Source organism: Streptomyces sp. CA-146814 (assembly GCF_050942385.1).
GTDB lineage: Bacteria > Actinomycetota > Actinomycetes > Streptomycetales > Streptomycetaceae > Streptomyces.
This window is the reverse complement of record NZ_CP192068.1, coordinates 1,139,190-1,164,916: the sequence shown is the minus strand read 5'-3', so window position 1 is coordinate 1,164,916 and position 25,727 is coordinate 1,139,190. Positions and strand designations below refer to the sequence as shown.

The 25,727-nt window shown below is 71.5% G+C and carries 19 protein-coding genes; 13 read left to right on the top strand and 6 right to left on the bottom strand.

The annotated features are described in order from the left end of the window. The first annotated feature begins 2 nt into the window (after positions 1–2). From ACQP09_RS05120 to ACQP09_RS05110, 3 genes are all read left to right on the top strand, one after another. Entirely contained in the window at positions 3–824 is an 822-nt protein-coding gene (locus tag ACQP09_RS05120) for a DUF1684 domain-containing protein (protein ID WP_433396323.1), read from the top strand. A 240-nt stretch (positions 825–1,064) separates the two neighbouring features. Continuing rightward, positions 1,065–1,964, top strand: coding sequence for a S1 family peptidase (locus tag ACQP09_RS05115; protein ID WP_433396321.1), 900 nt, complete (start codon positions 1,065–1,067; stop codon positions 1,962–1,964). Between the two features lie 192 nt (positions 1,965–2,156). Continuing rightward, positions 2,157–2,636: a hypothetical protein gene (locus ACQP09_RS05110; RefSeq protein ID WP_432147660.1), complete on the top strand. Its 480-nt coding sequence runs from the start codon at positions 2,157–2,159 to the stop codon at positions 2,634–2,636. A gap of 34 nt (positions 2,637–2,670) precedes the next feature. Here the strand turns inward: ACQP09_RS05110 and ACQP09_RS05105 are convergent, their stop codons facing one another. Continuing rightward, on the bottom strand, positions 2,671–3,600 hold the full coding sequence (locus ACQP09_RS05105) for a DUF4231 domain-containing protein (RefSeq protein WP_433396319.1): 930 nt from the start codon (positions 3,598–3,600) through the stop codon (positions 2,671–2,673). A gap of 211 nt (positions 3,601–3,811) precedes the next feature. Here ACQP09_RS05105 and fxsA point away from each other — a divergent pair, with 211 nt between their 5' ends. From fxsA to fxsT, 4 genes are all read left to right on the top strand, one after another. Next, the gene (gene fxsA, locus ACQP09_RS05100) at positions 3,812–3,979 is read left to right on the top strand and encodes an FxSxx-COOH cyclophane-containing RiPP peptide (protein WP_432147662.1); all 168 of its coding nucleotides are present in this window, start codon (positions 3,812–3,814) and stop codon (positions 3,977–3,979) included. A 52-nt stretch (positions 3,980–4,031) separates the two neighbouring features. Then, positions 4,032–6,380, top strand: coding sequence for a radical SAM/SPASM protein FxsBH, inactivated beta-hydroxylase extension form (fxsBH, locus tag ACQP09_RS05095; RefSeq protein WP_433396317.1), 2,349 nt, complete (start codon positions 4,032–4,034; stop codon positions 6,378–6,380). A 141-nt stretch (positions 6,381–6,521) separates the two neighbouring features. Further along, a complete protein-coding gene (fsxC, locus tag ACQP09_RS05090; protein ID WP_433396315.1) occupies positions 6,522–7,838 on the top strand; it encodes an FxsC protein in 1,317 nt (438 codons plus the stop codon). Further along, the gene (gene fxsT / locus ACQP09_RS05085; protein ID WP_433396313.1) at positions 7,835–11,767 is read left to right on the top strand and encodes an FxSxx-COOH system tetratricopeptide repeat protein; all 3,933 of its coding nucleotides are present in this window, start codon (positions 7,835–7,837) and stop codon (positions 11,765–11,767) included. Before fsxC ends, fxsT begins: the two co-directional genes overlap by 4 nt. A gap of 27 nt (positions 11,768–11,794) precedes the next feature. Here fxsT and ACQP09_RS05080 read toward each other — a convergent pair whose 3' ends face one another. Further along, complete coding sequence (locus ACQP09_RS05080) at positions 11,795–12,703, bottom strand: alpha/beta fold hydrolase (protein WP_433396312.1); 909 nt, start codon at positions 12,701–12,703, stop codon at positions 11,795–11,797. A 374-nt stretch (positions 12,704–13,077) separates the two neighbouring features. On the opposite strand from ACQP09_RS05080, the gene ACQP09_RS05075 reads away from it, so the two are divergent. Continuing rightward, complete coding sequence (locus ACQP09_RS05075) at positions 13,078–14,163, top strand: S1 family peptidase (RefSeq protein ID WP_433396310.1); 1,086 nt, start codon at positions 13,078–13,080, stop codon at positions 14,161–14,163. Positions 14,164–14,234: 71 nt separating this feature from the next. Here the strand turns inward: ACQP09_RS05075 and ACQP09_RS05070 are convergent, their stop codons facing one another. After that, complete coding sequence (locus tag ACQP09_RS05070) at positions 14,235–14,726, bottom strand: phospholipase (protein ID WP_433396309.1); 492 nt, start codon at positions 14,724–14,726, stop codon at positions 14,235–14,237. 187 nt (positions 14,727–14,913) lie between these two features. After that, positions 14,914–15,966 carry a DUF3533 domain-containing protein gene (locus ACQP09_RS05065; protein ID WP_433396307.1) on the bottom strand — a complete coding sequence of 351 codons (1,053 nt, stop codon included), beginning with the start codon at positions 15,964–15,966 and terminating at the stop codon, positions 14,914–14,916. Positions 15,967–16,148: 182 nt separating this feature from the next. Here ACQP09_RS05065 and ACQP09_RS05060 point away from each other — a divergent pair, with 182 nt between their 5' ends. The 3 genes from ACQP09_RS05060 to ACQP09_RS05050 all read left to right on the top strand — a co-directional run bounded on the left by ACQP09_RS05060 (position 16,149) and on the right by ACQP09_RS05050 (position 21,862). After that, positions 16,149–19,679, top strand: a complete 3,531-nt coding sequence (locus tag ACQP09_RS05060) for a DNA polymerase III subunit alpha (protein ID WP_433396305.1) — start codon at positions 16,149–16,151, stop codon at positions 19,677–19,679. Positions 19,680–19,792: 113 nt separating this feature from the next. Further along, a complete protein-coding gene (locus tag ACQP09_RS05055) occupies positions 19,793–20,794 on the top strand; it encodes a DNA polymerase Y family protein (protein ID WP_433406495.1) in 1,002 nt (333 codons plus the stop codon). Between the two features lie 177 nt (positions 20,795–20,971). After that, complete coding sequence (locus tag ACQP09_RS05050) at positions 20,972–21,862, top strand: esterase/lipase family protein (RefSeq protein ID WP_433396304.1); 891 nt, start codon at positions 20,972–20,974, stop codon at positions 21,860–21,862. An 89-nt stretch (positions 21,863–21,951) separates the two neighbouring features. On the opposite strand, the gene ACQP09_RS05045 is transcribed toward ACQP09_RS05050, so the two are convergent. Both ACQP09_RS05045 and ACQP09_RS05040 read right to left on the bottom strand, forming a co-directional pair. Further along, a complete protein-coding gene (locus ACQP09_RS05045) occupies positions 21,952–23,034 on the bottom strand; it encodes a lytic polysaccharide monooxygenase auxiliary activity family 9 protein (protein WP_433396302.1) in 1,083 nt (360 codons plus the stop codon). Between the two features lie 344 nt (positions 23,035–23,378). Beyond that, positions 23,379–24,032: a response regulator gene (locus ACQP09_RS05040; RefSeq protein ID WP_433406494.1), complete on the bottom strand. Its 654-nt coding sequence runs from the start codon at positions 24,030–24,032 to the stop codon at positions 23,379–23,381. A 148-nt stretch (positions 24,033–24,180) separates the two neighbouring features. Between ACQP09_RS05040 and ACQP09_RS05035 the strand changes: the two genes are divergently transcribed. Both ACQP09_RS05035 and ACQP09_RS05030 read left to right on the top strand, forming a co-directional pair. After that, positions 24,181–25,164, top strand: coding sequence for a Bug family tripartite tricarboxylate transporter substrate binding protein (locus ACQP09_RS05035; protein ID WP_433396301.1), 984 nt, complete (start codon positions 24,181–24,183; stop codon positions 25,162–25,164). Next, positions 25,161–25,727, top strand: a complete 567-nt coding sequence (locus ACQP09_RS05030; RefSeq protein ID WP_433396299.1) for a tripartite tricarboxylate transporter TctB family protein — start codon at positions 25,161–25,163, stop codon at positions 25,725–25,727. Before ACQP09_RS05035 ends, ACQP09_RS05030 begins: the two co-directional genes overlap by 4 nt.

The following is a 25,727-nucleotide window of genomic DNA, read 5'->3' as shown; positions in this document are numbered from 1 at the left end:
GCATGAGCACGGACGCACAGCAGCACCAGCAGGCCGGAGACCCGGACGCCGCACAGGAGTGGCAGCGGTGGCACGAGGAGCGCGTCCTCGCGGTCGCCGCCCCCTACGGCCCGCTCTCCCTGATCGGAACCCACTGGCTCTCCGACCACGCGGACGGTCGAATTCCGGCCGTCCCGGGCCGGTGGCGCGAGGGCGGTGACGAGGTGGTGCTGACCGCCACCGCCGAGGACGGCATCGTTGTCGACGGCAAGCCGCTGACCGGCGAGGTCCGCCTCTCCGCCGACCGCGGCCCCATCGACGACTCCCGGGTGGCGCAGGGGGTTCGGCGGCTGGTGGTGCTCCGCCGCGAAGGGCTCTGGGCGGTACGGGACTTCGACCCGGACTCACCATCGCGGCACGCCTTCTCGACCATCGACGCGACCCCGTACGACCCGGACTGGGCGCTGCCGGGGACCTTCCGGCCGTACGGCGAGGAGCGGGCCGTACGGGTGCCCAACGCCGACGGGGTCGAGCGGGGTCTCGGGCTCGGCGGGGAGATCGCCTTCACGGTGGCCGGGGACGAGCACACGCTCCAGGTGGCGGTCGAGCCGGACGGCTCGCTGTGGGCCGTCTTCGCCGACGCCACCAGCGGGAACGGCAGCTACCGCTTCCGCTTCCTGCGCCCCGGTCCGCCCGCCGCCGACGGCAGCGTGGACGTCGACTTCAACCGCGCGCTGCTGCCGCCGTGCGCCTTCGCCGATCACTTCATCTGCCCCTTCCCGCCCCCGGGCAACACCCTCACCGTGGAGGTCCCGGCGGGGGAGCGGAACCGCCTGGACGCCTGAGCCGCGAACCCCGTACGGCCACCCCGGCCCCCGGCAGCCCGAGCGCTGCCGGGGGCCGGGGTGCGGGTGGGGCGTGGGTGGCCGAAAGGCATGCTTGCGTCTCCTGTCCGGACGCCTCGATACTCCCGTCAGCGATTGTCAGGGGCACGGCAACTCCGGAATCCGGACAGGCCCCCGACTGCGCCTCACGGGCCCGCCACCCCACAGGAGGGCCCCCGATTCCCCTCGGAGGAACCCGAAGTGAGGATCAAGCGCACCAACCCCCGCCACAACCAGGCGAGACGCGTCCGTACCACGGCCGTCCTCGCCGGACTCGCCGCCGTCGCGGCGTTCACCGTCCCCACCGCCAGTGCCGAACCCACCGGAACGTTCAGCGCCACCCAGCTGTCCTCCGCGAGCGACGCCGTGCTCGGCGCCGACATCGCGGGCACCGCCTGGAACATCGACCCGAAGACCAACCGCCTCCTGGTCACCGTGGACAGCACGGTCACCCAGGCGGAGATCGCGAAGATCAAGAAGGCCGCGGGCGCCAACGCCTCCGCCCTGAAGATCGAGCGCACGCCCGGCACGTTCAACAAGCTGATCTCCGGCGGCGACGCGATCTACTCCAACACCGGACGCTGCTCGCTCGGCTTCAACGTCCGCAGCGGCTCCACCTATTACTTCCTGACCGCCGGACACTGCACCAACGGCACGGGCACCTGGTACGCCAACTCCGCCCGCACCACCGTGCTCGGCAACGCCTCCGGCTCCAGCTTCCCGAACAACGACTACGGCATCGTGCGCTACACGAACAACAGCATCCCCAAGGACGGCACGGTCGGCGGCCAGGACATCACCAGCGCCGCAAACGCCACCGTCGGGATGGCCGTCACCCGCCGCGGCTCCACCACCGGCACCCGCAGCGGATCGGTCACCGGCCTCAACGCCACGGTCAACTACGGCGGCGGCGACGTCGTGTACGGCATGATCCGCACCAACGTCTGCGCCGAGCCCGGCGACTCCGGCGGCCCGCTCTACTCCGGCACCCGGGCGATCGGTCTTACCTCCGGCGGCAGCGGCAACTGCTCCTCCGGCGGTACGACCTTCTTCCAGCCGGTCGTCGAGGCCCTGAACGCGTACGGCGTCAGCGTCTACTGACCGGCCCACCGGGCCACCCGACCGGCGCACCAGGTCCCCCTGCCGAGGTACCGGTCACGCCCGGCGCTGTCCGTACATACGAGCCCCCGTCCGGAATTCCGGACGGGGGCTCCCGCGCGCCCCCCGGCTCTTGAGAGGATGGCGCCACGACCGGTCGCACGGGTAGCGCCGACACCAGGGGGTCCCAGGTCCGTGAATCGCATCGGCATCACCGGTCACCGCTCCATCCCCGACGAAGCCCGGACCCATGTCCTCGCCGGTCTGCGCGCGGCCCTGTGCGGACTCGACGGCGCCACCGAGGCGCTCTCCAGCCTGGCCGTCGGCGCGGACCAGCTCTTCGCCGGCCTCGCACTCGACTGCGGCGCCAAGCTGACGGTGGTCATCCCCAGCGGCGACTACGAGGCCTGCTTCGAGTCCACCGCCGACCTGGACCGCTACCGCCTCCTCAAGTCCCGCGCCGCACAGGAGGTCCGGCTCGGCTTCCCGCACTCCACCGACGAGGCGTACTACGCGGCCGGCGCCTACATCGCCGACCACTGCGACCTGCTGCTCGCCGTCTGGGACGGCCGCCCGGCCCGGGGCCTCGGCGGCACCGGCGACATCGTCGACTACGCCCGTACGCTGGGCCGCCCGGTCACCGTCATCTGGCGGGACGGCGTGGAGCGCGGCTGACGGGCTACTCAGGTGCGGCGCCGACGACGGCCGCTCAGGTGCGGTGCCGCACCAGCCAGTCCGTGTGCTCCGGCGAGACGATCCGCTCGGTCTCGAAGACCGCCACCGGCCACTGCCGCTCGGTGAGCGTGGTCTCCATCGCCGCCTGCATCGACTCCAGGTCGTCCTCCACCAAGGAGTGCGCGGAGATCAGCGGATGGTGGCGGCGCAGCTCGTTCCAGGCGAGACAGGCCGCGCCCGCCGCCGAGAGCACCCCGGTCAGCCCGAGCGAGCGCCCCGCCCCGAAGATCTGCGCCACGCTCAGCGCCAGCGCCGGCAGGGTCAGCGCCACGATCGCGCCGGACCAGACGAGAGCCCCGCGCCGGGAGACCAGCCGCCGTCTGCGGTACCACCGCCGCTGCTCGATCAGCCGGTCCCGTACATACGTCTCCTTGCGTACGGTGAAGGCCTTGTCCCGTAACTCCCGCATGGATTCCGTGATGACCGACCCGTCGGCGTCCGTCATCTCCTCGCGCGGATCGGCCCAGCCCACCTTCCTCAGCTCCTGGAGCCCTTCCTCCAGCCGGTTGGCGAAGAGCGCCTCGGGGTGGTGGGTCGCACTCTCGAAAGGCGAGCCGTGGACCGCGTAACGCCAGCAGAGGGACTTGATGAACTCCGCAGCGGAGCGGTTGAGTTGCCAGTGCGACTTTGCTTTCCGCCGGGAGCCGAGGTAGGTCGTGAACAGGACACCCAGATACGCCAACACCGCCGCCCCGTAGAGCAGTCGGACGGCGAGACCGTCGTCGGCGTGCCACGGGAGCGCCGCGGGCACCGAGCCGGCCACGAGCAGCGCCAGCTGGACGCGGGTGGTGTTCACGGCCTCGCGCTGCCGGGACACGGCGATGGCGTCCGTACGGTGGAAGAGTGCGGGCAGGTCGGCGTTCCTGAAGACCATGCTCTGAAGAGGTCCGGGAATCGCCGTCATGTTCACTCCCGTATCCCATGTAGTCGGGGCTCCGTTGTCGGAATGAAAGATTCCGAACCATTTGGAGCAGTCCCGTATGTCACTCGGCTTACGAGGGTGCGACACGAGTTGCACACCTAGGTCATGAGAGTAAAGTCGTGCCGCCAGGCACTGCAATGGTGCACCTGCCGGTGTTGCCCCCCTGACCGGAACGAGCCCCCCTAGGACGGCCGTGAAGACCTATGCATCATCCCCTCTCTTCGCTGATGCGAAGAAGAGCCGTGTGCCGCTCGCCAAGATCGACCTTTCCGGTGGCTCCGCCGCTCGGAAACTTGCGCGAGTGATCCCCACGGCCGACGGCCGCACCTCCCGGATTTCCACCTTCAACTCGGCTCTCTGAAGCGCTCCGCACGGTCGGATTCCGGTGCGGAACACTGCACTAGACTGAGGGAATGACAGGACCCGCGGTCCCCTTCCGCGAAATCGTTCTGAAGGTTCACAGCAGATGCGATCTGGCCTGTGACCATTGTTATGTCTACGAACATGCTGATCAGAGCTGGCGAACCCGCCCCAAGGCAATCTCTGACCATGTCGTTTCCCGGACGGCTCGACGCCTGGCCGAACACGCCAGGACCCACGCCCTGCCCTCCGTGACAGTGATCCTGCACGGAGGGGAGCCCCTGCTCGCCGGACCGGCCCGACTGCGCCGCGTCTGCGAGGAGTTCACCTCGGCCCTCGCGGGCATCGCCGAGCTGGATCTGCGGATCCACACCAACGGCCTCCAGCTGAGCCCCCGTTACCTCGACCTCTTCGACGAGTTCGACGTCAAGGTGGGCATCTCCCTCGACGGCGACCGCGCCGCCAACGACCGCCACCGCCGCTACGCCGACGGACGCAGCAGCCACCCGCTGGTCCTCAAGGCCGTGGAGCTGCTCCGGCAGGAGCGCTACCGCCATCTCGACCTCGGCCTCCTCTGCACGGTCGACATCGCCAACGACCCGGTCGCGGTCCTCGACGCGCTCACCGGACTCGAACCGCCGCTCATCGACTTCCTCCTCCCGCACGCCACCTGGGACGAGCCCCCGCCGCGCCCCGACGGATCTCCCACCGCCTACGCCGAGTGGCTCCTCACCGTCTTCGACCGCTGGCAGGAGCAGGGCCGCCCGGTGCCGGTCCGCCTCTTCTCCTCGGTGCTCTCCACCCTGAGCGGCGGCCCCAGCCTCACCGAGTCCCTCGGGCTCGCCCCCACGGACCTGGTCGTCGTCGAGACCGACGGCCAGCTGGAGCAGGTGGACTCCCTCAAGAGCGCCTACGAAGGCGCCGCGGCCACCGGGTTCGACGTCTTCACCCACAGCTTCGACGAGGTCGCGGCCCACCCCGGCGTCCGGGCCCGCCAGCTCGGCCTGGCCGGGGTCAGCGAGACCTGCCGCCGCTGCCCCGTCGTACGCTCGTGCGGCGGCGGCCTCTACACCCACCGCTACCGCCCGGCGAACGGGTTTGACAACCCGTCCGTCTACTGCGCCGACCTGGCCGCGCTGATCCGGGGCATCGAGGACCGTACGGCCGCCGCCACCGAGTCGCCCGCCGTCCGCGACCCGGACGAACTACTCGCCGCCCAGCAGGATCTGACCCGCACCCTGCTCGCCGCCCTCCACGACGGCCTCGGCGGCAGCGGCGGGGAGGTCTGGGAGTCGGCGTGGGCGCTCGCCGCCGAGCTGGAGGCGGACCCGGCCGGGCAGGAGGGCCTGGACCTGGTCCTCGCCCACCCCTACACCCGCACCTGGCTGCTCGACGCGCTGGAGGCGGTACGGGCCGGCCGGCCGGTGCACGGTCCTCCGGTGGAGCGGCTCGCCGCCACGGTGGCCGCCGCCGCCGTGCACGCCGGGCTCGACCTGGCCGTCCCGGTGGTCTACCGCGACGGCCGCCTCTTCCTGCCGACGCTCGGCGAGGTCCGGATCGGCGGGGCGGAGGAGACGGGCACGGCGGTGGTGCGGGCCGAGGGGGAGGGGTTCGCCGTCCGTGCCGAAGGCGGCTCGGTGCTGCACATCGCGCGCGGAGCCGGGGAGAGCTCGCAGTGGTCGCCGGTACGCCGTCTCGCGGCGGCCGGGCCCGTACGCGTGGCCGACGGACCCGGACCCGGACCCGGACCCGGTCCCGTACACGTACTGGACGATCTCGATCCGTACCGCTCCTGCTTCGACACGCCCGCCGCCGAGCGCTTCTCCCCGCAGGCCGCCGACGCCTGGTCGGTCTCTCTCGCCGCCGCCTGGGAGCTGCTGGCGGCGGCCGTTCCGGAGCAGGCGGCCGAGGCGGCGGCCGTGCTCACCACCTTCACGCCGCTCACCACCTTCACGCCGCTCGCCGACGGCCCGCCGGTCCGGGCCGGGCGCCATGGGTACGGGGCGCTCGGCATCGCGGCCGCCGGTGATGCCCAGGCCCTGGCGATGGCTCTGCTGCGCGGGTTCCGGCGGGCGAAACTGCGGGCGCTGGCCGAGGTCGCGGACCTGTACGCCTCGGACGGTTCCTGGGATCATCGGATGCCCTGGCAGGAGGAGGGGGAAGAACCCGTTCCGTTCTCCCGGCTGCTGTCGGAAACGTACGAACGGGTCGGGCTCGGCCTCTTCGCACCTCAGTTCCTCGCCGGGGTCCCGCAAGCGCTCGACCTGATCGAAGAGGCGGCCGAAACGACCGTCGACGGAAAACAATTGCTCGCCGCGATGCGTAAAGAGATCAACGGTACACACGGGACATCCGGGAGGAACGGTTGCAAGACCGCTACGGAGTCCGCCGCAGTGCGGTGAACACGGGAACGGTTGACTGAAAAGTAGCGTTCAATGACCGAACGGCAGGGGGGTGGAGCGGAGTCCGCTCCGGAATGATGAATTCGCTCGCATTCCTTTCCTACTCCTCGGGTGCGAGTGCTCACACAGGACGGGGGTCGTGTGCACGCATCGACGCAGCAGCGAGCGGCGGACCATCGGCCGTACTTCTTTCTGAGTTACGCCCACACGCCGGGCCACGGCAGCGGAACGGACCCCGATATGTGGGTCGAGCGCCTTTTCCGTGATCTCTGCGGCCATGTGCTGGCCATGACGGATCTGCCCGCCGGTGCGTCCCCCGGCTTCATGGACCGCGAGATACGCTCCGGCGAGGGCTGGTCGGAGCGGCTCGGCGAAACGCTCGCCACCTGCCGGGTCTTCGTCCCGCTGTTCTCACCGCGCTACTTCGCCAGCGAGATGTGCGGCAAGGAGTGGCACGCCTTCGAGCAGCGGGCCATCCACCACCGGGCCCGCTCCAACCAGCCCGCCGAGGCGATCGTCCCGGCCCTGTGGGTGCCGGTGCCGCCGAGCCAACTGCCGGGCTCCGCCGAGCGGTTACAGTTCAACCACCGTGACTTCGGCGACCGGTACGTCACCGACGGCCTCTACGGCCTGATCAAGCTCAGACTCTTCGCCCAGGAGTACGAACGGGCCGTCTACGAACTGGCCAAGCGCATCGTTCGGGTCGCCGACACCGTCCGCATCGACACCGGCAGACCCGTCGACTACCGCCTCGCGCCCAGCGCCTTCGGCTCCCCGAGCAGCGGGGTCGGCGCTCCCCGGCCGATGCGGATCACCATCGCCGCGCCCACCCGCCACGACCTGCCCGACGGGCGCATCGGCGACTACTACGGCGACCACCCGCAGGACTGGAACCCCTACCACCCGGCCGCCGCCCGCCCGCTGGCCTATGTCGCCGAGGAGCTGGTGCGCTCGCTCAACTACCAGGCGCAGATCACCTCGTTCGACGAGGAGTCGGGCCGGCCCGAGGGAAAGTCACCGCCCACCACCCCGGAGATCCTCCTCGTCGACCGCTGGGCGCTCCAGGACGAGGACCGCCGCCGCAGGCTCGCCGCCTTCGACGCGGAGGACCGGCCCTGGGTGACCATGGTCGTGCCGTGGAGCCGCGAGGACCACCAGAGCCGGGCCGCCGAGGCCGAACTGACCGAGAAGCTCGAAGCGACCATGCCGGCCAAGATGCGCCACGGACGGGCTTTCTGCCGCGCCGCGGCCCGCGGCGTGCCGACCATGGAGGCGTTCGGCCAGATCCTGCCGCAGGTCGTCGAGGTGGCCGCCCAGCAGTATCTGCGGCACGCCACCGCCTACCCGCCGGTCACCGGCGGAGGACACGGCGAACGGACCCGGCTCACCGGCCCCATGGGCAACACCAGCTACACACCCGACCCGCACGACCCTGCGACGGAAGCGGAGGACCTATGAGTGCCGGTCGTGACGGGCGCATCGTCACCTTCTACTCGTACAAGGGCGGCACGGGGCGCACCATGGCCCTGGCCAACACCGCCTGGATCCTCGCCGCCAACGGCAAGCGGGTGCTGGCCGTCGACTGGGACCTGGAGGCGCCCGGTCTCCACCGGTTCTTCCACCCCTTCCTCGACCCCGCCACCCTCGGCGCCACCACCGGCGTGATCGACCTGATCACCGAGTACGCGTGGGCCGCGACCAGCCCCGCCCAGCGCGCCGAGGACTGGCACCGCGACTACGCCCGCATCCAGCCGCACGCCGTCTCGCTGACCCCGGAGGCGCTCGGCTGGGAGTTCCCGCAGGGCGGCACGCTCGACTTCGTCTCCGCCGGACGGCAGAACCGCGAGTACAGCGCCACCGTCTCCACCTTCGACTGGGACAACTTCTACGACCGGCTCGGCGGCGGCCACTTCTTCGACGCGCTGCGCGAGGACATGAAGGCCAACTACGACTACGTCCTCATCGACAGCCGGACCGGCCTCAGCGACATCGCCGACATCTGCACCGTCCACCTCCCGGACGCCCTGGTCGACTGCTTCACCCTCAGCGACCAGTCCATCGACGGCGCCGCCTCCGTGGCCCGCCAGATCGCCGAGCGCTACACCGGCCGCCCCATCTCCATCTTCCCGGTCCCGATGCGCATCGATGAGGGCGAGAAGGAGAAGGCGGACGCCGGAAGGGCGCTGGCCCGGCTCAAGTTCGACCGGCTGCCCCGCGACCTGTCCGGCGACGAACTCACCGCCTACTGGGGCGCGGTGGAGATTCCGTACCGTCCGTACTACGCGTACGAGGAGACGCTGGCCACCTTCGGCGACGAGGCCGGGCTCACCAACTCCCTCCTCTCCGCCTTCGAACGGCTCACCGCCGTCATCACCGACCGCGAGATCACCTCCATGCCGCCGGTCGGCGAAGAGGTACGCCTGCGGATCCGCGACGCCTTCACCCGCCGCCGCCCCGCCCTGCCCGCCGACCTCTTCCTCAGCTATGTGGCGGAGAACCGGATGTGGGCCGACTGGATCGAATCGGTCCTCACCCGGGCCGGCTTCCGGGTCGTCCCGCGCGACGTCTCCGCCGAACCGGTCGCGCCGGTACCGGCGGCCACTCCCGAGAACGCCGCCCGTACGGTGGTGCTGCTCTCCAACGCCTACCTCAAGTCGCAGCGCGCGGTCGACCTCTGGGAGCGGGCCGTCGCCGAGGACCCGGGCGGCGGCCGGCGCCAGCTGCTGCCGCTGCGCGTCGGGGACGTACGCCTCTCCGCTCCGTACATCGACCGCAACCCGGTCGACCTCTTCCGGCTGGACGAGGTGCACGCCACCGCCGCCCTGATGCGCGCCCTGGACCGTCCGGTGCAGCCCGCCGACGGCGTCTCACCCGGACCGCGCTTCCCCGGCACCGTCCCCAGGATCTGGAACGTACCGCCCCGCAACCCCGGCTTCACCGGCCGCTCCCTCGTCCTGGAGCGGATGCGCGACCAGCTCGGCGGCGGGATGGCCGTGGTCCTGCCGCAGCCGCAGACGCTGTACGGACTCGGCGGCGTCGGCAAGACCCAGGTCGCCCTGGAGTACGTGCACCGCTTCATGGCCGACTACGACCTGGTCTGGTGGATATCGTCCGAGCAGGGCGACGACGTGGTCGCCTCGCTGGCCGAACTCGCCGTCCGGCTCGGCGCCCAGGGCGGCGAGGACATGGCGGCCGCCTCGCAGGAGGCCGTCGACCTGCTGCGGCGCGGAGTGCCGTCGGAGCGCTGGCTGCTGGTCTTCGACAACGCCGACGACCCCGAGACGCTGCGCCGCTACTTCCCGCAGGGCGGCTCCGGCCACATCCTGGTCACCTCCCGCAACCAGAGCTGGTCCCAGCACGGGGACGCGCTGCCCGTCGACGTCTTCCTGCGGGAGGAGTCGGTCGAGCACCTCCAGCGCCGGGCCCCGGGGCTGAGCGACGAGGACGCCGACCAGGTGGCCACCGCCGTCGGCGACCTGCCGCTCGCCGTCGAGCAGGCGGCGGCCTGGATCGCGGAGACCGCCACCCCCATCGACACCTATCTCGAACAGCTCGCCCGCCAGGCGCCGCAGGTCCTCGCCCTCAACCAGCCCGCCGGCTACCCGGAACCGGTCGCCGCGACCTGGAACATCTCCATCGCCCGGCTCAAGGACCGCTCGCCCGCCGCGGTCCGCCTCCTCCAGCTCTGCGCCTTCTTCGCCCCCGAGCCGATCTCCGCCAATCTCCTCTACAGCAAGGAGATGATCGAGGCGCTGAAGCCGTACGACTCCTCGCTCCAGGAGAAGCTGGTGCTCGGCCGGGTCATCCGCGAGATCGGCCGGTTCGCGCTGGCCAAGGTCGACCAGGTCTCCAACTCCATCCAGGTCCACCGCCTCGTCCAGGCGGTGATCAAGGCCCAGCTCAGCGAGGAGGAGCAGCGCGAGGCGCGCCACGTCGTCCACCGCATCCTGGCCGGCGCCCGGCCCGACGACGACGAGCCGATCGACAACCCGGAGACCTGGCCGCGCTTCGCCGCGATCTGGCCGCACCTCGGCCCCTCCGACGCCCGCAACTGCAAGGAGCCGGAGACCCGCAGGCTCCTGATCGACCGGGTCCGCTACCTGTGGAAGCGCGGTGACATCAGGACCGCGGGGGCGCTCGGGGAGGAGCTGCGGGAGGTCTGGCAGGAGACGCTGGGCGAGCGGGACCTGCAGTACCTCTATCTCTGCTTCCACCTCTCCAACATCCTGCGCACACGCGGGCGTTACGTGGAGGCCAAGGAGCTCGACGAGTTCACGCTGGACCGGCAGCGGGAGGTGCTCGGCGCCGAGCACCCGCACACGTACATGACCACCAGCAGCCTGGCGATCGACCTCGGGCTGCTCGGGGACTACGGGCGGGCGATCGAGCTGGCCACCGAGGCCCACGAGGGCTTCGGCCAGATCTTCCACGACGCGCACCCCAGGACCCTGGCGGCCGCCAACAACCTGGCGCTGAACCTGCGGAGCATCGGCCAGTACGCGCGGGCCCGCGAGATCGACCAGGACGTCTACGACCGGCGCACCGAGGTGCTCGGCGCGAAGCACCCGTACTCCCTCTCCTCCGCCATGAACCTCGCCCGCGACCTGCGCGAGGTCGGCCGGTACGAGGACTCCGTCGGCCTCCTCAGCCGTACGTACGAGAGCTTCAAGGAGACGCTCGGCCGCACCTACCCGACGACGCTGAGCGCGGCCAAGAGCCTGGCGGTGTCGCTGCGGCGGGCCGGGCGGTTCGAGGACGCGCACCGGCTGACGGTCGCCACCCGCGCCCGGTACCGGGCCAAGTACACCTCCGCCAACCCCGATTCGCTGGCCTGCGACCTCAACCTGGCGGCCGACCTGTTCGCCGCCGGGGACGCGGTCCAGGCCCGGGACACCGCGCAGGAGGTGGTGGACCAGTACATGAAGGTGCCGGGGGAGAAGCACCCGTACACCCTGGCGGCCCAGAACAACCTGGGCGTCTACCTCTCGGGGACCGGGGAGGCGGAGCGGTCGGAGCAGATCCTGAAGCTGGTGGTGGCCTCGATGCGGGAGCGGTTCGGCCGGGAGCACCCGAACACCCTCTTCTGCGTGATGAACCTGGCCAACGCCACGGCGGACCGCGGCGACCTTCCGCTGGTGCTGGAGACGGAGCAGCGGCTGGCGGTGCAACTGCGCCAGGCGCTGGGGGCCCACCACCCCGAGACGCTGGCGATGATCTCCAACATGGCGGTCACGCTGGACGCGATGGGGCGCGGGGAGGAGGCGGCGCAGGTGCGGGCCGAGCTGCTGGGCGAGCTGTCCCGGCAGCTCGGCGACGAGCACCCGCTGACCCAGATCGCCCGGGACGAGCGGCGCTTCCGGCGGGAGCTGGAGCCGCTGGCGGTGTGAGGCCGGTCCTTCCGGCAGCGCGTCCGGTCAGCCCGCCGCCGTGGCGGGCAGCGGCTCGCCCGGGTCCTCCCGTTCGTCCAGCAGCCAGTTGAGGATGCGCGGGAGGACGGAGAGCGCGTCGAAGTGCGCCGCCGCCGGTTCCAGTACGGCGGTGGCGCCCGGGATCTGCCCGGCGAGCCAGCGGGAGTGGCCCACCGGCGAGAACACGTCCTTCACCCCGTGCCAGAGCAGCACCCGGCCGGTGATGTGGGCCGGTTCGAACCCCCAGGGGCTGCAGAACGCGATCGCGTCGTCGATCCAGCCGTACGCCGAAGTCCGCAGCCCCTCACTGTAGTTGCGCAGCAGCATGGACCGGATGCCCGCGTCGTTGACCACCATCCGGTCGGAGTCGGTCAGCTCCCGGCGCAGATCGTCCAGGAGCCGGACCGGGTCCTGCCGGATCTGCGCCGAGCGGACGATGAAGGACTCCGCGAGGGAGTCCGGGTCGGCGGCGGCCGTGGAGTACGCGAGCACGTTGGACGCGGCCATCCCGTCGAACCAGTCGAGACCGGCCGCACCCCACGGCGCCAGCGTGACCAGAGCGGCGGTACGGGTCACCCGCTCGGGCAGCAGCGCCGCGCAGGCCAGCGCGTGCGGGGCCCCGCCGGAACGGCCGACCACGGCGAACCGCTCCAGCCCCAGCGAGTCGGCGATCGCCCGGACGTCCTCGACGACATCGCCGACCCGGCGGCCCTCCTGCCGGTCGCTGCCGCCGTATCCCGGCCGGTCGTACGTGATCAGCTGCGTACGGCGCTGATAGAGGACCATGCCGCGAGGAGCGGGTCCGAGCCGGCTGCCCGGCGTCCCGTGGAGCAGGAACACCGGTCTGCCCCGGGGGTCGCCCAGTCGCTCCACCGTCAGATGCCGCCCGTCCGCCGCGCGCACCCGATTGCGCACCCGCGCCTCCCCAGCTCGGTCCCCCCGGCGTCTGCCGACTTTTCGATGATGACCCATCAGGGCGGCAACCGGCACTCCATATCGACGCCTTGTCGACGCCTTGTCGATGTCCGCTCGGCCCGTTGGAGGGGCGAAAACCAGACAGGACTAGTCCTCACCCAGGGACCGCCACCGGTTGCACCGGGTGTTCGCGAACGGAACCGACATGGCATGACCCCGGGTAAGTGAACATGGCGCGGGTGAAGCGTCGGTGTCGTGTGCACGTCTGGAAGTCGGCCTTGTGTGCTACCGGACCCCCTAGGAATAGTGGGCGCCCCATCCTCCGTGTACGAGCACCCCACATGCTCCGTGCACGGCCCCACAGGAGGTCGAAGTTGAAGCATCGACGCATATCCAGGAAGCGCGCGACGGTAGCCGGATCGGCCGTCGTCGCCCTGGTCGTAGCGGGTTTCACGTTCCAGAGTGCGAACGCCAGCGATGAGGTACCCGAGTTCACGGTCAAGACGCTCAACGCGGACGCGGCCGGAAAGCTCGCCACCACGCTCGACCGGGACCTGGGCGCGGACGCGGCCGGCTCCTACTACGACACGACGGCGAAGGCCCTCGTCGTGAACGTCGTCGACGAGGCCGCCGCCGAGCAGGTCCGTCAGGCGGGCGGCAAGGCCAGAGTCGTCGAGAACTCCCTCGCCGCGCTGAAGTCGGCCCGGCAGACCCTCACCGACAAGGCGACGATCCCGGGCACCTCCTGGGCCGTCGACCCGGTGAGCAACAAGGTCCTCGTCACCGCCGACAGCACGGTCGACGGCGCGGCCTGGAAGAAGCTCTCGGCGGTGGTCGAGGGTCTCGGCGGCAAGGCCGAACTCAACAAGGCGGCGGGCGAGTTCAAGCCGCTGATCGCGGGCGGCGACGCGATCTTCGGCTCCGGCTCCCGCTGCTCGCTCGGCTTCAACGTGGTCAAGGACGGCGAGCCGTACTTCCTGACCGCCGGCCACTGCACCGAGGGGGTCACCAGCTGGTCGGACAGCCAGGGCGGCGGGGAGATCGGGGCGACCGAGGGCTCCAGCTTCCCGGAGAACGACTACGGCCTGGTCAAGTACACCTCGGACACCGCGCACCCGAGCGAGGTCAACCTCTACAACGGCTCCACCCAGGCGATCACCCAGGCGGGCGACGCGACGGTCGGCCAGCAGGTCACCCGCAGCGGCTCCACCACCCAGCTGCACGACGGTGAGGTCACCGCGCTGGACGCCACGGTCAACTACGGCAACGGCGACATCGTCAACGGCCTCATCCAGACGACGGTCTGCGCCGAACCGGGCGACAGCGGCGGCGCCCTCTTCGCAGGCGACACCGCGCTCGGCCTGACCTCGGGCGGCAGCGGCGACTGCTCCTCGGGCGGTACGACGTTCTTCCAGCCGGTCCCTGAGGCGCTCGCCGCCTACGGGGCCGAGATCGGCTGACGTAACACGGCACGGCACCGCATCAAGGAGAGGCCCCCGGCGCGAGCCGGGGGCCTCTCCCGTGCCTGCGCTCAGGCGGCCGGGCGGGTGGAGTCCGCCGTGGCCGGCGCGATACCGAAGGCGCGTACGGCCTGGTAGTAGGTCCAGGCGGTGCTGTTGCAGGAGGTCCGCTTCGCGCCGGAGTAGGCGGCGCACACGCGCTTGAGGTCCTCGTAGAAGGCGGAGTCGATACGGGCCTTGTTGGCGGAGAACGTACCGGCGGCCTTGTAGTTCCGGTAGCCGAAGTCGTGGCGGGCGCAGGAGGTCTGGAAGGGGAAGCCGAAGGGGTTGTCGGGGGAGCTGCTGCAGTAGTCCGTGGACCAGTCGAAGCCGTACGCGGACCAGGCACCCTGGTTGTTGCGGGCGGCGTTCCAGGCGTTGTGGCTGGAGGCGCTCGTCTGGGTCCAGGAGCTGAGCACCTGGGGCTTGTCGGCGGGGGCGGCCGAGGAGGGGGCGGCGCTGATCAGGGTGAGCGGGAGCGACAGGGCGACGGCGGCGAGCGGAGCCGTGAATCGACGACGCATGAGCGATCTCCGTGGGGGTGGGAAGGAGTGGTCCTGGCCGTGCTCCTCGTCGGTTGGACGAGGCCGCTCCAGAATGTCGTCATGTACCTGTCATGCATAGCCGTTGAGCCGACCTGACATCAGGAATTGGGCAGAACGTCGGACGGGGCCGCCGGAGAGGCGGCCCCGTGAACGGACGGCGGAGCTTTCAGACGGCCGTCGACCCACCGGACGGTGACGACGCCGCCTCCAGGCTCTCGCCATCCGGCCCGCCCCGCCGCCGCATCGACAACAGCAGGGTCAGCGCCGTCCCGGCGACCGCCCACGCGGAGAGCACCAGCAGCGGCCCGGTGACCGCGTTGCCCCGGAAGTAGGCGATCGAGCGGGCCACCCAGGTGCCCGCGCCCGGCGGCAGGGCCGGGCCGATCGCGCGCCAGAAGTCCGGGAGCATCGGCAGCGGGAAGGCGCCGCCCGCGCTCGGGTTGCCCGCGATGACGATGATCAGGACGGCCAGGCCGATCCCGACGATGCCGGTGAGGGCCTCCAGGGCCAGCGTGGTCATCCCGACCGAGAAGACGACCAGGGCGCCGAGACCGGCCAGGCCCCAGACGCTGCCCGGCAGCGCACCGAGGATCGGCCCGATGATCACCGCGCCACCGATGCCGCCGGCGACCGCGTACACCGCCATCACCGCCGTCCGGATCAGCGCGCGCTGCCGGTTGGCGGGCTTGGTGCCGGCGCTGATCGCCAGGATCGACGCGCAGAGGTAGCCGCCGACGCACCAGCCGACCACCAGGTAGAAGGATGAGAGCCCGTCGAAGTCGTCGGCCGAGGCCGGCGCCACGTCCACGGTCCGTACGGTCCGCTGCTGACCCGCCTCGACCTGGGTGAGGATCCGCTCCAGAGCGCTGGACAGCACGGTCCCGCCGCCGGAGGCGACCAGCAGGGTGTCGGTGCGGCCCTGGGGCGAGACGATCAGGGCCCCGTCGATCTCCCGGTTCATGATCTGCTTCCGCGCCTCGGCCTCGCTGCTTACCGCCCGGGGATCCAGCGGACCGCCGGGCAGCCCGTCGAGCTGGGTGACGAGCTGCTGGGACATCTGCTGCGGGGCCACCACTCCGAAGGCCACATCGGTCGGCTTCGGCTTGTGCAGCGCGCCGACGTAGGACGCGATGAACAGCAGCTGCAACCCGAGTACGCCGATGACGAGCAGGGCGGCCCGCGGAGTGACGGCGTTCTTCACCTCATCGACGAAAGTCATGCCCCTACGGTCCGGGCGGGACGGTGTCCGCGCAGGTGGGGTGGGGCCGAATGGCTCAGGGGTGGACGGGGGCGCCGTGGTGCTCCGCACGCCGAATATCGTACGAATGTTCGAAGCTGGTCTATGGTGGAGGGCAGGGGGTGGTGAGTGACGGAATGGTCGGAGCGGTTCAGGAGGTGCGCATGTCCGGTTTCACGCATCTCCATACCGTCTCGGGGTTCTCCCTGCGGTACGGGGCCTCGCACCCCGAGCGGCTCGCCGAGCGGGCCGCCGAGCGGGGGATGGGCGCTCTCGCGCTGACCGACCGCGACACCCTCGCGGGGGCGGTCCGGTTCGCCAAGGCGTGCCGGGCGGGGGACCGCGAGGTGCGGCCGCTCTTCGGGGTGGACCTCGCGGTGGCCTCGTACGGCTCATACGGGTCGTACGGCTCGTGCGGGGAGGGGGCCGGCCGGCACGCTGTGCGCCCGCGCACCCCCGCGCGCGGGGGTGCCTTTGTCGATGAATCCGCACCCCGTGTCACCTTCCTCGCCCGGGACGGTGCACGCGGCTGGGCCGAGCTGTGCCGGCTCATCACCGCCGCCCATGCGCGGGGTTCCGCCGATCCGCTCGACGGGTCCGGGCCGCCCGATGTCACCGGGCCGCCCCTGGTCGGCCGGGAAGCGCTGCCCGCCGACGGGCTGACCGTGCTGCTCGGGCCCGCCTCCGAGGTGGGCCGGGCACTCGCCGCGGGCCGACCCGACCGGGCCGCCGCGCTGCTCGCGCCCTGGCGGGAGATGTACGGCGACGACCTGCGCCTCGAAGCCGTCGACCACGGCCGCCCCGGCGCCGGGGCCGGATCGCTGCGGCTGGCCGCCCGTACCCTCGGCTTCGCCGCCGACCAGGGCGTACGGGCGGTGCTGACCAACGCCGTCCGGTACGCCGACCCGGGCCAGGGGCCCATCGCCGACGTGCTCGACTCCGCCCGCCGGCTCGTCCCTCTCGACCCGCGCCGCTCGCCCCTGGACAGCGGTGAGCGCTGGCTCAAGGGCGAGGGCGTGATGCGGGAGACCGCCGAGCGGATCGCCTCCGCCGCCGGTCTCGGCCGGGGCGCCGCCGCCCGGCTGCTGGCGGAGACCCGGCACACCGCCGACGCCTGCCGGGTCGACCCCGCCGCCGACATCGGGATGGGCTCCATCCACTTCCCCGAGCCGCACCTGGTCGGCGCCGGCCGCCGTACCGCACAGCGGGTGCTCACCTCCCGTGCCGCCGCCGGAATGGTGCGGCTCGGCCACGACCGCAACCGCGCGTACTGGGACCGGATGCGTGAGGAACTGGACATCATCGCCCACCACGGCTTCGCCTCGTACTTCCTGACGGTCGCTCAGGTCGTGCGCGACGTAAGGGAGATGGGCATCCGGGTCACCGCGCGCGGCTCCGGCGCGGGCTCCCTGGTCAACCACCTCCTCGGCATCGCCCACGCCGACCCGGTCGAGCACGGACTGCTCATGGAGCGCTTCCTCTCCAAGCGCCGCTTCGTCCTGCCCGACATCGACATCGACGTCGAATCGGCCCGCCGGCTCGACGTCTACCGCCGGATCATCGAACGCTTCGGCTCCGGACGCGTCGCCACCGTCGCGATGCCCGAGACCTACCGGGTGCGCCACGCCATCCGTGACGTCGGCGCCGCGCTCTCCATGGACCCGGCCGAGACGGACCGGCTCGCCAAGGCGTTCCCGCACATCCGGGCCCGCGACGCGCGCGCCGCGATGGAGGAGCTGCCCGAGCTGAAGGAGGTCGCGCGGAGCCAGGACCGGTACGGCCGGCTCTGGGAGCTGGTGGAGGGCCTGGACGCGCTGCCGCGCGGCGTCGCCATGCACCCGTGCGGGGTACTGCTCTCGGACGCCGGGCTGCTGCACCGTACGCCGACCATGCCCACCAGCGGTGAGGGCTTCCCGATGTCCCAGTTCGACAAGGAGGACGTGGAGGACCTCGGGCTGCTCAAACTCGATGTGCTGGGCGTACGGATGCAGTCGGCGATGGCGCACGCCGTCGCCGAGGTGAAACGCGCCTCGGGTACGGAGGTGGACCTGGACGCCGTACCGCCGGGCGACCCGGAGACGTACCGGCTGATCCGCACCGCCGAGACGCTGGGCTGCTTCCAGATCGAGTCGCCCGGCCAGCGCGACCTGGTCTCCAGGCTCCAGCCCGCCACCTTCCACGACCTGGTCGTCGACATCTCGCTGTTCCGGCCCGGGCCGGTCGCCGCCGACATGGTGCGGCCGTTCATCGAGGCCCGGCACGGCCGCGCGCCGGTCCGCTACCCCCACCCTGACCTGGAAGAAGCTCTGAGCGGCACTTACGGCGTGGTCGTCTTCCACGAACAGATCATCGAGATCGTCGCCATCATGACCGGCTGCGGCCGGGGCGAGGCCGACCGGGTGCGGCGCGGACTCTCCCACCCCGAGTCGCAGGGGCTGATCAAGGTCTGGTTCGCCCGGCAGGCGGCGGCTCGGGGGTACGACGCCGAGGTGATCGCCCGGACCTGGAAGATCATCGAGGCGTTCGGCAGCTACGGCTTCTGCAAGGCGCACGCCGTCGCGTTCGCCGTACCGACGTACCAGTCGGCCTGGCTCAAGGTGCACCACCCGGCCGCCTTCTATGCCGGTCTGCTCACCCACGACCCGGGGATGTACCCGAAGCGGCTGCTGCTCGCGGACGCGCGGCGGCGCGGCGTGCCGGTGCTGCCGCTGGATGTGAACCGGTCGGCGGTCGCTCATCGAATCGAACTGGTGTCTGATGAGGGGGATCGGAAGGAGGCTTGGGGGCTGCGGCTCGCGCTCTCCGACGTCCATGGCATCAGCGAGGCCGAGGCCGCCCGGATCGAGGAGGGGCAGCCGTACACCTCGCTGCTGGACTTCTGGCAGCGGGCCCGCCCGGGCCGCCCGGTCGCCGAACGGCTGGCGCAGGTCGGTGCGTTGGACGCCTTCGGGGCCAACCGCCGCGATCTGCTGCTGCACCTCTCCGAGCTCCACCGTGCCCATCGGAGCTCCGGTTCGGGTGCCCACGGCGGGCAGCTTCCGCTGGGGGACGGACACCGTACGGGCTCCGTCGGGCTGCCCGACCTCAACGAGGCGGAGCGGCTGAGCGCCGAGCTCGGGGTGCTGAGCATGGATGTCTCCCGCCATCTGATGGGGGATCACCAGGCCTTCCTGGACGAGTTGGGCGTGGTCTCCGCCAAGCGGCTGCGCGAGGCCCGGCACGGGGAGACCGTGCTGGTCGCCGGGGCCAAGGTGGCCACCCAGACGCCACCGGTCCGCTCCGGCCGCCGGGTCATCTTCACCACCCTCGACGACGGCAGCGGCCTGGCCGACCTGGCGTTCTTCGACGACAGCCACGCCGCCTGCGCGCACACCGTCTTCCACTCCTGGCTGCTGCTGGTACGCGGAGTGGTGCAGCGGCGCGGCGCGCGCAGCCTGAGCGTGGTGGGCCAGGCCGCCTGGAACCTCGCCGAACTGGCCGAACTGCGCCGCACCGGAGGGCTCGACGCGGTGGCGGCCCGGCTGGCGGAGGGGCAGCGGGAGGAGGGCGCGGAGGAGGCGGAACCCGGGCCTGGACGTCGTATACGGATGGAGACCGGTTACGAGATGAACCCCTGGGCCGACCTTCAGCCACCCGGCGAAGGGCCGCCCACCGGAAGGAAGTTGTGGCACCGGTCGCAGGGGAGCGCGGGATGACGGAAGGTCCGGGAGGAGTTCTGGGGGAGTGCGTGATGGCGGAGGACCCGGCAGGCGTCCTGAGGGAGTGCGTGGTGGCGGAGGATCCGGCAGGCGTCCTGGGGGAGTGCGTGGTGGCGGAGGATCCGGCAGGCGTCCTGTACCTGCGGTTCCGCAGGACCGCCGGCGGGCCACCCGACAGCGCCGGCTACACCGGCCTGCTCGCTCTGCTCGGCGCCTTCACCCCGCTCGTCGAGGCCGCACCGCCGGACGCGGCGCTCGCCGATGTGGGCGGCGCGCTGCGCTACTTCGGCCGGGACGCGCAGGGCCTGGCCTCGGTGATCCGGGTCCGGGCGCTCGCCCTGCACGGTGTGGACTGCTCGATCGGGGCGGCGGCCAACCCCATGGTGGCCCGGATGGCCGCCCGGCGGGCCGCGCCCGGGACCACCTTCGTGGTGGACCGGGGCGAGGAGGCGGCCTTCCTCGCGCCGCTCCCGGCCGCCGCCCTGGACGGTGTCGGGGCCGCCACGGCGCGCACCTTGTGCGGTTACGGGCTCGACTCCGTCGGCCGGATCGCCGCCGCACCCCTGGCCACGCTCCAGCGCATCACCGGCGTACGGACCGGGCGCGAGCTGTGGGAACGGGCGCGGGGCATCGACCGTACCCGGGTCGTCCCGAACGCCGCCGCCCGCTCCCTCGCCGCCGAACGCTCCTTCCCCCGCGACGAGTTGTCGCCCGAGCAGCACCGCCGCGCCCTCCTCTCGCTCACCGAGGAGCTGGGGGCGCGGCTGCGGGGCGAGGGGCAGGTGTGCCGGTCGCTGGCGGTCTCGGTGCGGTACGCGGACCGGACTGGCTACGCCACGCTGACCCGGAGCCGGACGCTGGGGGAGCCGACCGCGCACTCGGCGGCGCTCACCGCGCTCGCCTACCGGATCCACGAGTCCTTCGGGCTCCAGCGGGCCCGGGTGCGGGGGATCGCGCTGCGCGCGGAGGGGCTGGTCGACGCGGACCGGGCCTCCCGCCAGCTCACCTTCGACCCGGCGGACGAGCGGTCGCGCCGGATCGAGGAGGTGGCGGACCGGCTGCGGGAGAGGTTCGGGCCCGGTGCGGTGAAGCCGGCCGGACTCGCGGCCTGAATCACGTGGTTGACGCCCGTACTCGATCTACGGTGAGGCCGCGCCATTTTTTACCGACGCGTAACTTCCCACCGAACCTTACTCGTGCGTAATTTGGCATGAGCACACAAAGCTTGTGGTCCGGGCCACAGGGCGCACCGCCATCGCACCTCCCTTGAGCCGCAAGGAGACCACACGATGCTGCCCTGGTTCCGTGCTGCGCGCGTTCCCCGCACGCGCAGCGTTTTCGCCGCCTTCCTCCTGGCCGTCACCCTCCTGGTCGCCCCCACGGCGACAGCGGCGGCGGCCCCCAGCGCCGCGGCGGCCACCTCACGTGGCTGGAACGACTACTCCTGCAAGCCTTCCGCTGCCCACCCCCGCCCCGTCGTCCTGGTCCACGGAACCTTCGGGAACTCGATCGACAACTGGCTGGTCCTCGCGCCCTACCTGGTCAACCGGGGCTACTGCGTCTTCTCCCTCGACTACGGCCAGCTCCCCGGCGTGCCGTTCTTCCACGGCCTCGGCCCCGTCGACAAGTCCGCCGAACAGCTCGACGTGTTCGTCGACAAGGTGCTCGCCTCCACCGGAGCGCCGAAGGCCGACATCGTCGGCCACTCCCAGGGCGGCATGATGCCGAACTACTACCTGAAGTTCCTGGGCGGCGCCGCCAAGGTCAACGCCCTGATCGGCCTCGCCCCGAGCAACCACGGCACCACCCTGCTCGGCCTCACCAAGCTGCTGCCGTACTTCCCCGGCGTCGAGAAGTTCATCAACGACAAGACCCCGGGCCTCGCCGACCAGGTCGTCGGCTCGCCCTTCATCACCAAGCTCACGGCGGGCGGCGACACCGTACCCGGCGTCCGCTACACCGTCATCGCCACCAAGTACGACCAGGTGGTGACCCCGTACCGCACGCAGTACCTGGACGGACCGAACGTACGCAACGTCCTGCTCCAGGACCTGTGCCCGCTGGACCTGTCCGAGCACGTGGCGATCGGGACCATCGACCGGATCGCCTTCCACGAGGTGGCGAACGCCCTGGACCCGACGCGCGCGACCCCGACCACCTGCTCCTCGGTCATCGGCTGACGCACGGCGTACGAAGCGCACGGGCCGAGGTCGCTGTCCGGTGGGGGCGGACAGCGACCTCGGCCCGTTTTCATGCCGTACGGCGTGGGTCAGCGGCTGTGGCGACCGGTGGAAGCGGTGGCCCGGCGACGCTGCGAGGAGAACAACACGGCGGCGCCGACGGCGAGTACGGCGGCCCCGCCCATCGCGAGATACGTGCTGCTGCTCGACCCACCGGTCTCGGCGAGCACGTCCTCCTGCCCGGCCGCGTTGGCCTGCGGCGCGTTGCCCTCGTCGGCGGGCTTGGGCGCAGCCTCAGCCTCAGGCTCGGCGGCCGGAGCGGCGGGAGCGGCGGCGTTGACCTTCGCTCCGGTGTTCGCGTCGTCGTCACCGTGCCCGTTGTGCTCGACGGAGGACTTTTCGGCGCCTTCGGTGATGGCGTCCTCGGAGGGCGCGGAGGGAGCCGGCGCCGGAGCCGCTTCCTCGTTCTTCGGCGCCTCCCCGGCGGGCTTCTCCTCCTGAGCGCCATCGCCACCCGCACCGCCCGTCCCCGCCGACCCGCCGCCGAAGACCACGTCGGAGCAGGCGTAGAAGGCCTCGGGGGAGTCGGAGCGCTGCCACACCGTGTAGATCAGCTGCCGCCCCGTCGCGTTCGGGATGGTCCCGTCGAAGACGTACGAACCGTCCACCAGTGCCGGGTCGGTGGCCTGGGCGAAGGGCTTCGCCTCCAGGTCCGACCAGGCCAGCGGCTTCGTCGGGTCGTAGCCGGGCTTGGTGAGGTACAGCTCGAAGGAGCCCTTGTGCGGGGCGGTGGCCCGGAACTTGAAGGTGTGGTTGCCCGCCTTCACGGGCGAGGCCGGCCAGTCGGCGCGCGGCAGGTCGAGCCCCTTGAACTTGTCGTTGGCCGCACTGCACAGCTTGCCGTCCGGGATCAACTCACGGTGCTTTCCAGCTGCGTTGGCGATGTTCACGCCGTTCCAGTCGTACAGCGCCTGCGTCCCACCGGCCGCGACCGCCGCCTTGCACGCCGCCGACACCGGGCTCTCCGGCCCCTCCGCGAAGCACGCGGACACCCGGCTCACCGGGTCGGTGAGCGAACCGTGGGCCATCGCCGGAGTGGCGGTCAGCCCGGAGAGCGCGAACGGTGCGAAGCCGAGGGCGAGGATTCCGGCGGCCTTGCGACGAGCGGTCATGGAGGGTTCTCCTTCAAAGCGGCACAACGGTGGGGCGCCGGGCCCTGAATCCGTCCCGGCGCTCAGCAAGCTAGCCGCTCGAAAGGGCCAAAAAGCCTGCTGGGACGGGGTGGAGGGGATCCTTATGGTCGCTTTAAGGAGGGGCTAAGAGGGTGCTCAGGTGGGGGCTGCCGAAGTGAAGAGCCGGAGAGCACAGTCCTGCTGATGCGGGATGCCGACGATCATCCGAGAAGGGAGGGCCGACGGTACGGGATTCGGTTGGGAGGCCCGGACACCGCTACGCGGCTACTCCTGGACCACCGTGTGCCCGGAAGAGGTGTCCGAGGGGGGAACCTCACGTGCCCTCACCCGATCCACCGATACCGCCGCTCCGGCCGCCCCGTCCCCCCGTAGCGCAACGTCACCTCCGCCCGGCCCGTCCCCACGAAGTGCTCCAGGTAGCGGCGTGCGCTCACCCGGGACAGGGCGCCCGCCTCCGCGCACTCCGTGGCGGACAGGCCCTCCGGGCGGGCGCGGAGGGTGCGTTCCACCAGGTCGGCAGTGGGGGCGGCCAGGCCCTTGGGGAGTTCGCGGGAGCCGGGTGGGCGGGTGCCGAAGATCTGGTCCACGTCCTCCTGGCGGGCCTCGCCCAGTTCGTCCAGGCGGGTGCGGAGCGCGGCCACGTGGCGCAGTTGCTCCTGGAGGGCGGGTCGGCTGAACGGCTTGATCAGGTAGTGCAGGGCCCCGGCCCGCAGCGCCGCCCGGATCACCCCCGCGTCCCTCGCCGCCGTGATGAACAGGGCGTCCGTGCTGGGGCGTGACGCGTCCCGCTCCTCCGCCGCGCGCAGGGCCCGCAGGACGTCGATCCCGTCCATGTCGGGCAGGTAGATGTCCAGCAGCACCAGGTCGGGGCGCAGCCGCTCGGCCGCCCGCAAGGCCTCGGCACCGTTGTGGGCCACCCCGACGACCGTGAAGCCGTCCATTACGGACACATAGCGGCTGTGCAGTTTCGCGACCATGAAGTCGTCGTCCACCACCAGCACCGTTGTCACGCCGCCACGCTAAGCCGCGACCGCAACGACCACAACGTCCGTTGATTCCGGAAGAGAGACAGGTTCTCAACGCGCGGGCAACATGTGGGCCACTTCACAGCGAAAGGCGGAACCCGTGCGACTACGCACCCCCATCGCCCTGCTCGGAGCCGCACTGCTCGTGCTGGTGGGGCCACCCCTGCTCGCCACCGGCGACGGCTCCGACACCGGCACCCAGATCCCCGGGCTCCGCTTCATGGTCCCCAACACCCCGGGCGGTGGCTACGACATCACCGCCCGCACCATGGCCAAGAACGCCGAGGACGCCGGACTCACCCACAACATCGAGGTGTTCAACCTCCCCGGAGCCGGCGGCACGGTCGGCCTGACCCGGCTCGTCGGCGAGCACGGCAACGGCAAGCTCGCCCTCTCCATGGGCCTCGGCGTCGTCGGCGCCGTCCACACCAACAAGTCCCCGAGCACGCTCGCCGACACCACCCCCATCGCCCGGCTCACCGAGGAGCCGGACATCGTGGTGGTCGGTAAGGACTCCCCGTACCGCACCATCGGTGAGCTTCTCGCCGCCTGGAAGAAGAACCCGGCCGCCGTGCCGGTGGGTGGTGGATCTTCGCCCGGCGGGCCCGACCACCTCGCCCCCATGCTCATGGCGCAGGCCGCCGGGATCGCCCCGAAAGCGGTCAACTACGTCCCGTTCGACGGCGGCGGCGAACTCCTCGCCTCCGTCCTCGGCAACAAGGTCGGCTTCGGCGTCTCCGGCCTCGGCGAGTACCGCGACCAGATCGAGGCGGGCGAGCTGCGGCTGCTCGCCGTCACCGGCCCGAAGCGGGTCCCCGGCATGGACGCGCCCACCCTGCGCGAGGCCGGACTCGACACCGAGTTCACCAACTGGCGTGGCATCGTCGCCCCGCCCGGCCTCTCCGACGCCGAACGCACCAAGCTCATCGGACTGGTCACCAAGTTGCACGCGTCGAAGGAGTGGAAGGAGTCGAGGGAGAAGAACGGCTGGGACGACGCCTTCCTCGCCGGTGACCCCTTCGGTGACTTCCTCGCCGAACAGGACCGGCGCGTCGCCACCGTGCTGAAGGAGCTGGGGCTGTGACCACCGAACCCACCGGCCCCCAAGGGCCCGCCGAACCCGAAGGCTCCGCCCCGAAGCAGGACACCACCACCCGCTCCTGGCTGCGCGACCACTCCGAACTCGGCGTCTGCGTCCTCCTCCTCGCCATCGGCACCCTCGTCCTCACCGACGCCCTCACCATGAGTGTCGACATCGCCCAGCGCGGCCCCATCGGCCCCCGTACCGTCCCCTTCGTCGTCGGCTCGGCGCTCCTCCTGGTCGCCGTCCTCCTCGCCGTCGACGTCCTGCGCGGCGGGCGCGGCGAAGCGGAAGGCGGCGAGGACGTCGACCTCGACGAACCCGCCGACTGGCGCACGGTCCTCCTTCTGAGCGGCGTCTTCCTCGCCACCGCCGTCCTCATCGGCCCCCTCGGCTTCCCGATCGCCGGAGCGCTCCTCTTCTGGGGGTCCGCCTACGCGCTCGGCAGCCGCCACCTCGACCGCGATCCGCTCATCGCCGCCGTCCTCTCCCTCGCCACCTACTTCCTCTTCGACAACCTGCTCAGCGTCCCCCTTCCGGGCGGCCCGCTGATGGGAGTGATCTGA